Origin of the sequence: Chryseobacterium sp. GP-SGM7, assembly GCF_049166575.1 — a bacterium.
Lineage (GTDB): Bacteria > Bacteroidota > Bacteroidia > Flavobacteriales > Weeksellaceae > Chryseobacterium.
Window position 1 is genome coordinate 15,937 of the sequence record NZ_JBMHFF010000004.1, and the last position, 14,138, is coordinate 30,074.

A 14,138-nucleotide genomic window follows, 5' to 3' on the forward strand; every position below is an offset into this window, starting at 1 on the left:
AGAATGTCGCAGGAACAACAGATTGCTATTGAAGAAAGATTTGCCAGGGTTTTTAACGATAAATCCTTCAAAGAGAGGCTTTCCAATACTGATTTTGAAAGATATATTAATGCTAAAAAGAAAGTTAGTTTTCAGAAACATGATATCATTTTTGATGATGGCGAAATTCCGAAAGGAGTTTATTTTCTGGAAACAGGTGCTGCTAAATTGTCAAAATCCGGATCTTTCGGAAAAGATCAGATTTTAAGATTTATAAAAGAAGGCGATATCATTGGCTACAGAGCGTTGCTTTGTGGTGAGAATTTTCAGGCAAAAGCGGAAGCAATGACTGATATAGAATGTACTTTTCTTCCGGCAGATGTTTTTATGTATTTACTGGAAGTAGATCCTCAGCTTTCATTCATTATGCTTCAGAAAATTTCTTACGAACTGGGAGAATCTTCCAATACGATTACTTTCCTGGCTCAAAAAACAGTGCGTGAAAGATTAGCAGAAATTCTGATTCTTCTTGAGCAAAAATTGGGTACAGATCCTGAAGGTTTCATCAAAATCTCATTAACGAGAGAAGAAATTGCCAACATCATCGGTACGGCGACGGAAAGCGCAATCCGTTTGATTTCTGAATTTAAGGGAGATCAGCTCATCGAAGTAGACGGCAGAAATATCAAAATTCTCAACCACGACAAACTAATGAAACTAGGACACGTAGTTTTATAAAATCAAAATACAATGAAGTCGGCGAAAGTCGGCTTTTTTTAACTTTAAAACAATCATAAATATTATGTCTGTTCATTCTGAAATAAAGAAAGTTACCACTGAAACCTTGCGTAAAATGAAATTCGACAAGGAAAAAATCACCATGCTTACTGCTTATGATTTTACAACGGCTAAAATGGTTGATGCGGGAGGTGTAGATACAATCCTTGTTGGCGACTCTGCTGCGAATGTAATGGCGGGTTTTGAAACCACGCTTCCCATCACTTTAGATCAAATGATTTATCATACCCAAAGTGTTGTGAGAGGTACAGACAGAGCTTTGGTGATTGCAGATCTTCCTTTTGGTACATATCAGAGTAATCCGGATATCGCTTTGCAATCTGCGGTAAGAATGATGAAAGAAGGTGGAGCTCACGCTATTAAAATTGAAGGTGGAAAAGAAATTTCAAAATCAATTAAGAAAATTATCAATGCCGGAATTCCTATTATGGGACATTTGGGATTGACTCCACAGTCGATTTATCAGTTTGGAACGTATAAAGTAAGAGCTAAGGAAGAGGCCGAAGCGGAAAAATTAATCAGCGATGCAAAATTGCTTGAGGAATTGGGCTGTTTTGGTGTTGTTTTAGAAAAAATTCCTGCTGATTTGGCTAAAAGAGTGACAGAAAGTATTTCTATCCCAACCATCGGAATCGGAGCCGGAGCAAATTGTGACGGGCAGGTTTTGGTGTATCATGATATGGTGGGAATGAACAAAGGCTTTTCACCTAAGTTTTTAAGAAGATATTTAGATTTATATACAGAAATCACGGGAGCAGTTTCACAATACGTAAAAGATGTGAAAGATGCTGATTTTCCTAACCAAAATGAAAGTTACTAATGAGGAATAATTTACAGACCGCACAGGGAATCATCTCTATTTTGGCAATTATCTGTCTTGCAGCAGGATGGTTTAAACTTTTTCCGGAAAATATTAATTATTTTCTTTCGGCAAGACTGTTTTATATTTTGATAGGAATCAGCTTTATTGTTCAGGGAAGAATGTTGATGGTGACGAATCCTAAATTTATGTATCCGATGTATGCAGCGGCTGGTTTGTGTATTGTTGGTGCTTTTTTACCGGTGGACTCCAATTTAAATGTCATTAAAACAATTGGTCTTTTGGGTGGAGTGGTTATTTCTTTTATAAGCAGATCGCAGTATCGTCAATAAAATATGGAAGAACAAATCGTCTATGAAGACAACCATCTTTTAGTCATTAACAAAAAAGTGGGACAACTCGTTCAGGGAGATAAAACCGGCGATGAGTCTTTACTTGATTTAATAAAAAATTTCATTAAAAAACGAGATAATAAACCCGGGAATGTTTTTCTGGGTTTGGTTCATCGTATCGACAGACCAACTTCCGGGTTGGTGATTTATGCTAAAACTTCCAAAGCTCTTTCAAGGCTGACTCAAATGGTTAAAAACCGTGAAATTGAAAAAACGTATTGGGCAGTCGTAGCTAAAGAAATGATTCCTCAAAGTCAGAAACTGGTACATTATTTACAGAAAAACGAAAAAAATAACAAAGCAATTGTTTTCACTAAAGCTACAGACGGAGCGAAAGAAGCAATCTTGACGTATCATGTTATTAAAACTTTAGATAATTATCTTTTGCTGGAAATTGATCTGGAAACAGGAAGACATCATCAAATCAGAGCGCAGTTATCAAAAACGGGAGTTCCCATTAAAGGTGATCTTAAATATGGAGCGCCTCGCTCAAATCCTGATGGCGGAATTAATCTTCATGCAAGAAAGCTCCAGTTTATACATCCTGTTACAAAAGAAGCAGTACAAATTGTCGCTCCGGTTCCTCAAAATGATGCAATTTGGAGAGTTGTGAATAATTTTTCTAAATTGTTTCTTTTTTATATAATAGCTGTTTTTGTTATTTAATTTTTAGTTTTTATTGTGTTTCTTTTTTGTTTATTTCATGGTACGGGTTTTTAGCTGATTATTTATTAATTTTAGTATATTTGTTTCAATTATAAATTAAGATGTCTATGAAACAAATCTACAATTGTTCTTTTTTTAAAAGAAAATCATCTCAAAATTACTTAAAGAGCACGATTGCAGCTTTTACTTTATTATTTGCAGGTCAAAATATTGTAAAAGCTCAGGTAAGTACTTACAGTTTTGCGCGGTCATCGGAAACTTATACTCCGATTACAGGAACTGTTTTAGGTGCTGCAACGGCAAACACTTCTGCTGCAAGTCTTAACAGTGACGTTTTTCCTGTTTCTTTACCTTTTGGATTTAATTTTAACGGAACTTCTTACAATTCATTAAATGTTTCGACCAATGGTTTTATAACGTTTGGTTCAACAGCTCCTACCACAACGAATACTACTCCTATAAGTAGTACTGCAGCCTATGAAGGAGCAGTTTCGGTTTGGGGTAGAGATATTAGCAGTTTTTTTGATGTTGCTTCAAAATCAGGAAGTATCTCATGGCAAACAATAGGTACGGCTCCTAATCGAGAGGTTGTAATACAGTGGAGTAATTTCAGAACGAACTCTGCTACAACTGTTACATCTGTATATTCATTTTCATTCCAAATCAGATTACAGGAAACTTCAAATATCATTAAACTGATTTATGATGGTGGAAGTTATTTGGTAGGAAGTACTGCTGTTTCAGGAACGGGACAAATAGGATTGAGAGGAGCAGCAGCAACGGATTTTAACAATCGCCTTAATGCAACAACACTTGAATACATAAATTCAACTGCAGGAACTGCAAATAATAGTACACAAGCATTTAATACTTCAAATGCAATTCCGGGAATGCCTAGTTCAGGATTAACTTACACTTGGACTCCACCAACTTGCTGGGTACCATCAAACTTACTTTCTGGAACTACAACTACAACTACCGGGAATATATCTTGGTCTTCATCAAATTCAAATCCGTCTAATGGATATGATATTTATTACAGTACATCGAGTACTGCGCCGACTTCTACTACTACACCATCACAACAAAGTACAACGACATCTGCAATTTTAAGCCCTTTAACTCCATCAACAGCTTATTACGTTTGGGTAAGGTCTAATTGTGGTGCTGGAAATGTAAGCGTTTGGTCATTAGCACCAATAATCATCAGTACACAATGTCAACCTCCTGCAGTACTTTCAACAATGGGTGCCACGGTTTGCCCAAATCAACCGGCAACTTTGTCTGCAACAGCAGATACTGGAGCAACAATAAAATGGTATGATTCCAGTACCGGAGGAAATGCTGTGGGAACAGGAGCTTCATTTGTAACCCCTCCATTAACCACAACAACTCCTTACTATGTTTCAGCTTCAACAGCAGGCGCATCTTATGTAGGTAAAACTGCGATAGAGTCTAATGCAACTACTGGAGGAGGATTAGGTTCTTATCTTGAATTTACGGCCTTAAAAGATTTCACTTTAAATACAGTAGATATATTTCCATATTCGGCCACTGCAGGTACAGCAGGCACTGTTACCATTGAATTGCGTACATCTACAGGAACACCTATTACGTCTGCTACTGTAAATGTGATTGGTTATAATTCGACTGCAACATCAGTTCCTCAGACAGTTACAGTAAATTTTCCTGTCACGGGTGGTGCTTCTTACCGTTTAGCAGCGAGTGCTTGGACTGGAGTGACAAATATGTACAGAGACGCAAGTAATATTTCTTATCCTTATACAGTACCCGGTACTATGAGTATTACCGGTGCATATTTAGGCCCCACAAATATTTATTATTATTTCTTCTATAACTGGAAAATTACCTCTGGTTGTGAGTCTGCCAGAACAATGGTTACAGCCACAGTAGATTCTAATTGTCTTTCAACCGCAGAAACTGAAAGTAAAAATGCGATACAGGTTTATCCTAATCCATTTTCTGACGTTGTAAACATCAGCAGAGCAGATCTTGTGAAAACAATTAAAGTTTCTGATATTTCAGGTAAATTGATTAAAACATTTGATAAGCCTGAGTCTGTACTAAGACTAAATGATCTTTCGCAAGGAATGTATATTTTACTTCTTGAAATGAAAGATGGCTCTTTACAATCATTAAAAGTTATTAAAAAATAAATTGTAATCATTCTTAAAACAAAACCGGCTCTAGTATTTTAGAGCCGATTTATTTTTATATAAAATTTTTATTGTTGTAAAATTCCGCCGTTGTTCTCGCTTTGAGTGGTTTGCTTAACCATATTAGGATCTTCTTTTGCCAGTTTGTTTTTGGTCGGAATTTTATAATTTACCGAAACTCCGAAACTTCTGCTGTCAAATTTATTAGATGTAAATACTTTTCCACCTGAAGAATTAGCTACAATTACACTTTTGTTCTGATTAAAAATATCTCTTGCATACAGCGAAAGATTAAGACGTTCGCTCATAAACTTTTTAGAAACCGTGATGTCTAAAGCGTTATTCAGTGGTTTTTCAATTTCAAAATAATAGAAATTTCCGCCTTTTGGGATCACATTATAATTTGCCTGAAGTCTGATGTCTTTAGGAAGTAAAAATTGCCCCATCAAACTGAAAATCCAGAAACCTTTTGATTTTAGATCCGGCATTTCCTGAATTTGGTACCCTGTATAAACGTACAATAAATTCATTTTATCAGGATTCACATTAAATTTCATCAGTTCGCTGAAAGGTGTTGTGAAAAGCATAAACGGAATGGGCATCCCAAAATTGAAATTGTGTGTTCGGATACTGTTAACCTGTAACTGCTCATTTCTAATTAAATTACCTTCTCTGGAAACTTTCTGTACAATCTGATTTTTCACCCAGCTTGTATTGTAGCCAATGTATGCATAATCAAAAGCACTGATTTTAATTTCTGCATTGTCAAAAATGGTCGGCTGAAGGTTTGGGTTACCGTTTGATGTAAGTGTCTCGGTTGTAAGGGTATTATTATTAGGGTTCAAAAGAGATACACTCGGAAGACTGATTTTTTTATTATAATTTAAATTTACAAAAAGCTGCTTCATTAAATTATACTGCACACTTGCATTTGGAAATACTTTAAACTTTTTGAAAGGATTTAAATTCTTTTCATTTAAACCATTATTGACGTCATAAAATCTTGTAATTCCCGTAATATCATAGTTTTCAGCTCTCGCTCCGGCAATGAAATCAAATTTTTTCAATGTTGCCTGAAATTCTAAATACCCGGAAGTTGTTTGTCTTGTATAATCTAGATTTACCAGGTTTCCGCTTTTAGTTTCAAAATTCTGTTGATCATATAAACCTCCAAAACTCATCTTACCTTCGTCAAGGATTTTCAAAGGTTGAGAATAATCGATTCTGAAATTATATGAATTAAATAAAGATGAATTTTCTAATGATCTCTCCCCAAACTGATTAAATTCTGAGTTGTTGTTTGAATAAACCCCCTTAAAATCAAGCTTTTTATTTTTATCATCAAATTTTTTCTGATAAGTTGCGGCTACTTCCTGTCGTAAACCTTCAGTATCGCTGGTTATATGAGACCTTGTTACAGTATTTAAAAATTGATCTGCTATGATTGATGAGCCACCATTGGTGTGATTGATGTCGTAATTTAATAATAATCTGTCTTTTCCAAGTTCAAAAGTAAAGGCAGAATTCATGTAATACGTTCTTCCTAAAGAATTCGAATTATTTCTGGTTAATTGATCAAACTCAGAAAGAGATAAACTTTCACGATAATATTGTCCTAAATTTACCTGCCATCCAAACCATTTATTTCTTGAATTCAGCGCAATGGAATTATTAAATCTACTTCTGTACTTATCGTAACTTGAAAAACGGTAACCTCCGTTATAAACTGCAGTAAGATAATTTTTTGCAGATTTGCTTGTGATGATATTCAAAATAGCACCTCCGGAAGTCGCAGGAAATTCTGCTCCCGGTTGTGTAATAATTTCGATTTTTTCAACGGAATTTGCAGGCATTCCTTCCAGAAAAGCATTTAGCTCATTGCTTGAAATATTCAGAGGTCTGCCGTCCATATAAACATCAAGCGGTTTCCCTTGATACATCATTCCCACCATATCGGAAACAACTAAACCCGGAAGTTTTTTCACTCCTTCCATCAAAGAGCCGGAATTTAAGCTAGGTTGCTCAGAAAAATCAAAAATCGTACGGTCAGCTTTCTGCTCAACGGCTTTTTTAGTTTTGGTAATAACTACACCTTCGATCTGTTTTTCTTTTTCGCTGGTTTCTTTGTTGTCTTTCGTTTCCTGTGCAAATCCTAAAATTGATCCTACAATTGATAAAGTAAATAAAGTTTTCTTCATGATGTGATTAAATCTACTCAGTTAGACGACAAAAAACCTATTTTGTTACAAAATTTTACCGAGCTATGCCTTTTTCTTCAAAGTTGGTACTTTTTGTATTGATTTCTTACAGATTGCCATCTAAGTAAGTATTTTTAAAAGATCAACTCAATTTTTCTGTTTGATAATTTAGTGTCCCGTTTGTACTTCTGCTTGAGTAAGTTCTTTAATTCAATCCTGTATTTAAGCCATTTCAACATAAGTTTGAGAATTATTTTTTTGAATCTAGAGATGAAAATTCAGTGTAATCATATTCAGGTGATGACGTAAAAAGCTGTCTTAAAACTGAAGCATGACCATTTCCTACAATTACTAAGATTTTATCTTCATTATTTTTAGGTATTTCCTGAATTTTTCTAAACATTCTAAGATTTCTGTTATACCAGTACAAAGCTAGCAAGTCTGCGCCATCATGTTCTCTCAATTTGAAATCTCCTGTTAAATAGGCTCCATATTCGTATTGATGAAATTCCTTACTGTTCATGTATTTGAACATTTCAAGAAGTGATTTGAAATTTTTGGGCTCTGTATTTTTAATAAAAGTATTGTACTGTTTAGAAATAGCGTCGTCACTTAAGAAATCATAATCTTTTAGGAGATTTTTAAAATATAATGAGTCTTTTTTGCCAAATTTTTCTGTTAAATCATCTAAAACTGAATTAGCGTCGATGCTGTACAATTCATTGATCTTAAGTTCTTCGGCAACACGCATGGCAAGTTGGTAACGTTCATCTCTTTGATCTCTGTATCTACCATTTTTATATTCTTGTAATTTTTCGTTGGCTTTCCAGTCTGGCCATGCTTCAATGGCGATTTTTGTAGGCTTAAATTTTTTGATGTAATTGATTAGTTCTGTCATTTCTGCAGCTGTCTTAGGTTCTAAAACATCTATCTGGTTACTTTTTTCAGTTTTATGAGCATCCTGATTGGGATAATCAAAGTGAAATGAACCCACAACCAAAACTTTTGTTTTAGGATCAGGAAAATATTCTGAAGGTTTTTTCTGTCCGAATAAATAAGTTGATAATGCTAATAGAGTTATTAATAAGTATGGTTTCATAATAATTTGTTTTAAATATTTTTGACAAATTTATATCTCATAACAATTTGATGAAATAGAGTTTCGACCAATTGGGAAATATGTCGGTTTAAAATATTTTCATCGGAAAAAAACGGACGTTTGTAGATTTGGAAATTTTTAGATAGGTTATTATTTTTATTTTTATGCAGTCATCATCATGTTGTATGTTATTTGCTAAAAACCGATTTCCTTCTCTAGATTTTACAAAAGCGCTATAAAAGTTCAAGAAAGATTAAGCAAATTGCAGGAAACAGAATCGAAATATTTTTTGTAAAATCTTCAAGTTAATAGCATCATATATTTTAAATGTAAATAAAGTAAAAGTTCAAAATTGATCTTAATTTCTGAACATGAAATTTCGATGAGAGAAATATAGTAATCTAATCTTTTTAGAAAAACTGAAATAAAAAAAGCAACTCCAAATCGAAGTTGCTTTTTTTATATTTAAACAGAAATTTTAATTTTCCTGTTGCTTTATCAAATTCAAAGCAGAGCCTGCTTTAAACCAGTCAATCTGTTGTGCATTGTAAGTGTGATTGGCCATTACCGTATCTTTAGTCCCATCTGTATGAATGAATTCTAAAGTTAATTGTTTTCCTGGAGCAAATTGGTCTAAATCCAGGAAATTCACAACGTCATCTTCCAGAATTTTGTCATAATCAGATTCGTCAGCAAAAGTTAATCCTAACATCCCCTGTTTTTTCAGGTTGGTTTCGTGAATTCTTGCAAAAGATTTTACCAAAACTGCCTTTACACCTAAATGTCTCGGTTCCATTGCAGCATGTTCTCTGGAAGAACCTTCACCGTAATTTTGATCTCCCACAACAATCGTAGGGATTCCGGCAGCTTTATAGGCTCTTTGTACAGCAGGAACTTCACCATATTCACCGTTGAGTTCGTTTTTAACTTTATTGGTTTCCATGTTGTAAGCGTTTACTGCTCCGATCAACATATTGTTTGAAATATTATCAAGATGACCTCTGTATTTTAACCATGGTCCGGCCATCGAAATGTGATCGGTTGTACATTTTCCGAAAGCTTTAATTAAAACTCTTGCTCCGGTAATGTTTTTCCCGTCCCAGGCTGGAAATTCTTCCAGTAACTGAAGTCTGTCTGAAGTAGGGTTTACATTAACAACAACGCCTGAACCATCTTCAGATGGAGCCTGATATCCGTTGTCGTCTACAGCAAATCCTTTTGATGGAAGTTCGAAACCTTTTGGTTCGTTAAGTTTTACCTGTTCACCAGCTTCATTGGTTAAAGTGTCTGTGATCGGATTAAAATCTAATCGTCCTGAAATGGCAACCGCTGCAACCATTTCCGGTGAAGCTACAAAAGCGTGCGTATTTGGGTTTCCGTCAGCTCTTTTGGCAAAGTTCCTGTTAAAAGAATGGATAATTGAGTTTTTTTCTCCTTTTTCAGCACCTTCTCTGTCCCATTGCCCGATACAAGGTCCGCAAGCGTTGGTAAAAATTCTTGCGTTCTCAAATTTTTTGAAAGAATCTATAAATCCGTCTCTTTCTGCGGTAAATTTTACCTGTTCAGAACCGGGATTAATTCCTAAAATAGCTTTTGGTTTTACGCCTTTTGCAACAGCATCTTCCACAATCGAAGCTGCTCTGGACAAATCTTCGTAAGATGAGTTGGTACAAGAGCCGATTAGTGCCCATTCAACTTCCAGAGGCCATCCGTTGGCTTCGGCTTTAGCTTTAAATTCAGCAACCGGAGTCGCTAAATCTGGAGTGAAAGGTCCGTTTAAATGAGGAGTCAGTTCTGAAAGATTAATTTCAATAATTTGGTCAAAATACTGTTCCGGATTAGCATAAACTTCAGGATCACCTGTTAAATGTTCTGCAATAATATCGGCTGCATCCACAACATCCTGTCTTCCAGTAGAAGCCAAATATCTTCTCATGGAATCATCATACCCGAAGGTGGAAGTAGTTGCTCCGATTTCAGCTCCCATGTTACAAATCGTACCTTTTCCGGTTGCGGAAAGAGATTCTGCTCCTTCACCAAAATATTCTACAATGCACCCTGTTCCGCCTTTTACAGTAAGAATTCCTGCAACTTTTAAGATAACATCTTTTGCTGAAGTCCAGCCAGACATTTTACCCGTTAATTTGACACCTATTAATTTGGGCATTTTCAGTTCCCAGGCCATTCCAGCCATTACGTCAACGGCATCAGCTCCGCCAACTCCAATCGCTACCATTCCTAATCCTCCTGCGTTTACGGTGTGCGAGTCAGTTCCGATCATCATTCCTCCCGGGAATGCATAATTTTCCAAAACTACCTGGTGGATAATCCCGGCTCCCGGTTTCCAGAAACCAATACCATACTTATCACAAACCGAACTCAAGAAATTGAAAACTTCCGAGTTTTTATTGATTCCTTCCTGTAAATCTGCTTCGGCACCTACTCTCGCCTGAATCAGGTGGTCTGCATGAGCGGTTGAAGGAACAGCTACTTTGGCTTTTCCGGCCTGCATAAATTGTAAAAGTGCCATTTGTGCAGTGGCATCCTGCATTGCAACTCTGTCCGGGGCGAAGTCTACATAAGAGTTTCCTCTTTCATATTCGCTGGTTGCATTACCTTCCCAAAGATGGGTGTAAAGAATTTTTTCTGAAAGTGTCATAGGCTTTCCTGTAATCTGTCTTGCTGCTGCAATTCTTTCAGGATAGCGTTCGTACACTTTTTTAATCATGTTGATGTCGAAAGTCATATCTATTTTAATTTTTCTATTTTCAATGAAATTTTCACCAGTAAAATTAATATTTAATGTGAAAAATCTTCTCGATAAGTGGTATCAAATTCTATTCCTCCAATTCATTAAAAGGGATTAATGTAATGAATGACTGAGATTATTTATAACTATGAAGTTAAGAAAAATTAAAACCTTGTTCGTTGATTTATATCAAAATAATTCTGATAAGGCTTAAATGGAAATGTTCTAAACAAAAAAGATCCTAATCCGGTGGACTAGAATCTTTCAATTATTATGTAAAAAGTTTTAAGACTTAATTTTAAACTGTATTAATGACCTACAGCAACCAATTCTTTTATTGGTGGAACGAAAGAAGTCAGATCAATGCCTTCCACTGCTTCCTTATATTCTTCAATACTTGGAATTCTACCGATAATTGAAGAAAGCACAACAACCGGAGTAGATGCCAATAAAGATTCTCCTTTTTTACGTTCAGAATCTTCAACCACTCTTCCCTGGAAAAGTCGGGTAGAAGTTGCTAAAACAGTATCTCCTTTTTCTGCTTTTTCCTGGTTACCCATACAAAGGTTACAACCTGGACGCTCCAAATACATGATGTTTTCGTATTCTGTACGAGCCGCACCTTTTGGCTCATTATCGTTAAATTCGAAACCTGAATATTTTTCTAATAATTCCCAGTCACCTTCCGCTTTTAATTCATCGATGATGTTGTAAGTAGGAGCAGCAACCACTAAAGGAGCATTAAATTCTACCTTCCCATTCTTTCTTTCGATATTTCTAAGCATTTGAGAAACAATTTTCAAGTCGCCTTTGTGAACCATACAAGATCCCACGAAGCCTAAATCTACTTTTTTCTCACCTGCATAATAGGTTAAATCTCTAATCGTATCGTGCGTATATCTTTTAGAAACATCATCATTATTTACATCCGGATCGGCAATCATCGGTTCAATGATCACGTCAAGATCAACAACGACTTCTGCATAATATTTTGCATTTGAATCTGGAGTTAAAGCCGGTTTTTCACCAGATTTAATTTCAGTAATTCTCTTATTTGCTTTGTTAATTAATCCTTGAAGAACTTGATTATGGTTATCCATTCCCTTATCAATCATAATCTGGATTCTGCTTTTTGCAATTTCCAATGATTCGATTAATGTATCGTCTTCAGAAATACAGATTGAGGCTTTTGCCTTCATTTCGGCAGTCCAGTCTGTAAATGTAAATGCCTGATCTGCTGGAAGTGTTCCGATATGAACCTCGATAATTCTACCCTGGAAAACATTTTCTCCACCAAATTGCTGAAGCATCTGTAATTGAGTCGCATGAACAACATCACGGAAATCCATGTGGTGTTTCATATCACCTTTGAAAGTTACTTTCACGGATTCCGGGATTGGCATTGATGCTTCACCAGTTGCTAGAGCCAAAGCTACAGTTCCTGAATCAGCTCCGAAAGCTACCCCTTTAGACATTCTTGTGTGAGAATCTCCACCGATGATGATTGCCCATTCGTCAATCGTAATATCGTTCAGAACTTTGTGAATAACGTCAGTCATTGCATGATATTCGCCTTTCGGATCACGGGCAGTAATCAAACCGAAATCATTCATAAATTTCATCAATCTAGGAATGTTTGCCTGCGCTTTTTTATCCCAAACTGAAGCCGTATGGCAACCCGATTGGTAAGCTCCGTCTACAATTGGCGAAATTACTGTTGCAGCCATTGATTCCAATTCCTGAGCAGTCATCAAACCTGTTGTATCCTGAGAGCCAACAATGTTTACCTCAACACGAACGTCTGAACCGGCATGCAACACTTTTCCAGGAGCTAAACCGACAGCATTTTTATTAAATATTTTTTCAACAGCGGTAAGACCAACTCCTTCTTTTGTAATTTCTTTTGATGGAGCGTACACTGTAGGAATCTCAATTCCTAAAATACCTGAAGCCCAAGTCTGTAATTTTTTACCAAAAACAATTGCGTAAGATCCACCCGCTTTGATGAATTCCATTTTTTGGGGTGTGAAAGATTTAGAAATATCTTTCAGTTCCTGATCGCCGTTGTATAATTTTTTTTCTTTGATATTAATGGTAAGAACAGTTCCGGTTGCAACAGAATATTTTTCTTCAAGAATTGGTTCTCCACTTTCATTACGCACAACGTTTCCATCTGCATCCAAAACTTTAACCCAGTTTTGAAGGTCAATCCCGATTCCTCCGGTTACATCAACAGTAGTTAAGAAAATCGGTGAAATACCATTTGTTCCCGCTACAATTGGTGCAATATTTACAAACGGAATATAAGGACTTGCCTGTTTACCTGTCCAAAGTGCAACATTATTTACACCAGACATTCTGGATGAACCAACACCCATTGTTCCTTTTTCGGCGATTAACATAACACTTTTATCAGGATGTTGAGCCTGTAAAGCCTGAATCTCTTCCTGAGCTTGTGGAGATATCATACATTTTCCATGAAGTTCACGGTCTGATCTTGAGTGCGCCTGATTTCCCGGAGACAATAAATCTGTAGAAATATCACCTTCGCCGGCAATGTAGGTTACTACTTTAATTTCTTCGGCAACTTCCGGAAGTTTTGTGAAAAATTCTGCCTGTGCATAGCTTTCAATGATTTCTTTTGCAATTTCATTTCCGCTGTGGAATGCTGCTTTTAGACGGTCGGTGTCTGCTTCGTAAAGGAAAACCTGAGTTTTAAGAACATTTGCAGCTTCTTTAGCAACTGCAGGATCGTTACCTAAAGCTAAATCCAACAATACTTCGATGGAAGGACCGCCTTTCATGTGAGACAATAACTCGAAAGCAAACGCCGGAGTAATTTCTTCTAATACGGATTCTCCTAAAATGATTTCTTTTAAAAACTGAGCTTTCACACCTGCGGCAGACGTTGTACCCGGTAAAGTATTATAGATAAAGAATTTCAGAGAATCTGCTCTGTATTCGTTATTCTTATCTTTAATTTGTGTAATAATTGCGCTTAATAATTCTGCGCCATCGATTGGTTTTGGGTGAAGACCCTGGCTTTTTCTTTCTTCGATTTCTTGGATGTAATCCTGATAAATATTCATAAATAGAAGTTCTTTTTTATAAGTTTAAAGTAGATTATTGATAAGTAGACATCTGTAAAATGCAGAATCAGGCTGAATAATCTACAACATTTCTCAAAATGTGAGATAATAATCTGTCCTAATGGATAAATATTAAAAAAGGACTTTCTCTGAAAATGTAAGAATTCACTT

9 protein-coding genes are annotated in these 14,138 nt (G+C 35.9%); 5 read left to right on the top strand and 4 right to left on the bottom strand.

Annotated features, from left to right (window positions below):
- Positions 1 to 3: 3 nt before the first annotated feature.
- The 5 genes from ACOOWA_RS14945 (at position 4) to ACOOWA_RS14965 (ending at position 4,832) form a co-directional block, all read left to right on the top strand.
- A complete protein-coding gene (locus tag ACOOWA_RS14945; protein ID WP_421376416.1) occupies positions 4 to 717 on the top strand; it encodes a Crp/Fnr family transcriptional regulator in 714 nt (237 codons plus the stop codon).
- A gap of 64 nt (positions 718 to 781) precedes the next feature.
- On the top strand, positions 782 to 1,597 hold the full coding sequence (gene panB, locus ACOOWA_RS14950) for a 3-methyl-2-oxobutanoate hydroxymethyltransferase (protein WP_421376418.1): 816 nt from the start codon (positions 782 to 784) through the stop codon (positions 1,595 to 1,597).
- A complete protein-coding gene (locus tag ACOOWA_RS14955; protein ID WP_421376420.1) occupies positions 1,597 to 1,929 on the top strand; it encodes a hypothetical protein in 333 nt (110 codons plus the stop codon). Before panB ends, ACOOWA_RS14955 begins: the two co-directional genes overlap by 1 nt.
- A gap of 3 nt (positions 1,930 to 1,932) precedes the next feature.
- Positions 1,933 to 2,655 (top strand): RluA family pseudouridine synthase, encoded by a 723-nt coding sequence (locus ACOOWA_RS14960; protein ID WP_421376422.1) that lies wholly within the window; start codon positions 1,933 to 1,935, stop codon positions 2,653 to 2,655.
- Positions 2,656 to 2,762: 107 nt separating this feature from the next.
- On the top strand, positions 2,763 to 4,832 hold the full coding sequence (locus tag ACOOWA_RS14965; RefSeq protein WP_421376424.1) for a T9SS type A sorting domain-containing protein: 2,070 nt from the start codon (positions 2,763 to 2,765) through the stop codon (positions 4,830 to 4,832).
- A gap of 68 nt (positions 4,833 to 4,900) precedes the next feature.
- Here ACOOWA_RS14965 and ACOOWA_RS14970 read toward each other — a convergent pair whose 3' ends face one another.
- From ACOOWA_RS14970 to ACOOWA_RS14985, 4 genes are all read right to left on the bottom strand, one after another.
- Entirely contained in the window at positions 4,901 to 7,030 is a 2,130-nt protein-coding gene (locus ACOOWA_RS14970) for an outer membrane beta-barrel protein (RefSeq protein ID WP_421376425.1), read from the bottom strand.
- A 250-nt stretch (positions 7,031 to 7,280) separates the two neighbouring features.
- Positions 7,281 to 8,129 (bottom strand): DUF5694 domain-containing protein, encoded by an 849-nt coding sequence (locus ACOOWA_RS14975; RefSeq protein WP_421376427.1) that lies wholly within the window; start codon positions 8,127 to 8,129, stop codon positions 7,281 to 7,283.
- Positions 8,130 to 8,607: 478 nt separating this feature from the next.
- Entirely contained in the window at positions 8,608 to 10,875 is a 2,268-nt protein-coding gene (locus tag ACOOWA_RS14980) for an aconitate hydratase (RefSeq protein WP_421376429.1), read from the bottom strand.
- A gap of 311 nt (positions 10,876 to 11,186) precedes the next feature.
- Entirely contained in the window at positions 11,187 to 13,967 is a 2,781-nt protein-coding gene (locus tag ACOOWA_RS14985; protein ID WP_421376431.1) for a bifunctional aconitate hydratase 2/2-methylisocitrate dehydratase, read from the bottom strand.
- Between the last annotated feature and the right edge of the window lie 171 nt (positions 13,968 to 14,138).

Coding starts and splice junctions, on each gene's coding strand:
- ACOOWA_RS14945 (WP_421376416.1), top strand. CDS start 4: ATGTCGCAGGAACAACAGATTGCTATTGAAGAAAGATTTGCCAGGGTT.
- panB (WP_421376418.1), top strand. CDS start 782: ATGTCTGTTCATTCTGAAATAAAGAAAGTTACCACTGAAACCTTGCGT.
- ACOOWA_RS14955 (WP_421376420.1), top strand. CDS start 1,597: ATGAGGAATAATTTACAGACCGCACAGGGAATCATCTCTATTTTGGCA.
- ACOOWA_RS14960 (WP_421376422.1), top strand. CDS start 1,933: ATGGAAGAACAAATCGTCTATGAAGACAACCATCTTTTAGTCATTAAC.
- ACOOWA_RS14965 (WP_421376424.1), top strand. CDS start 2,763: ATGAAACAAATCTACAATTGTTCTTTTTTTAAAAGAAAATCATCTCAA.
- ACOOWA_RS14970 (WP_421376425.1), bottom strand. CDS start 7,030: ATGAAGAAAACTTTATTTACTTTATCAATTGTAGGATCAATTTTAGGA.
- ACOOWA_RS14975 (WP_421376427.1), bottom strand. CDS start 8,129: ATGAAACCATACTTATTAATAACTCTATTAGCATTATCAACTTATTTA.
- ACOOWA_RS14980 (WP_421376429.1), bottom strand. CDS start 10,875: ATGACTTTCGACATCAACATGATTAAAAAAGTGTACGAACGCTATCCT.
- ACOOWA_RS14985 (WP_421376431.1), bottom strand. CDS start 13,967: ATGAATATTTATCAGGATTACATCCAAGAAATCGAAGAAAGAAAAAGC.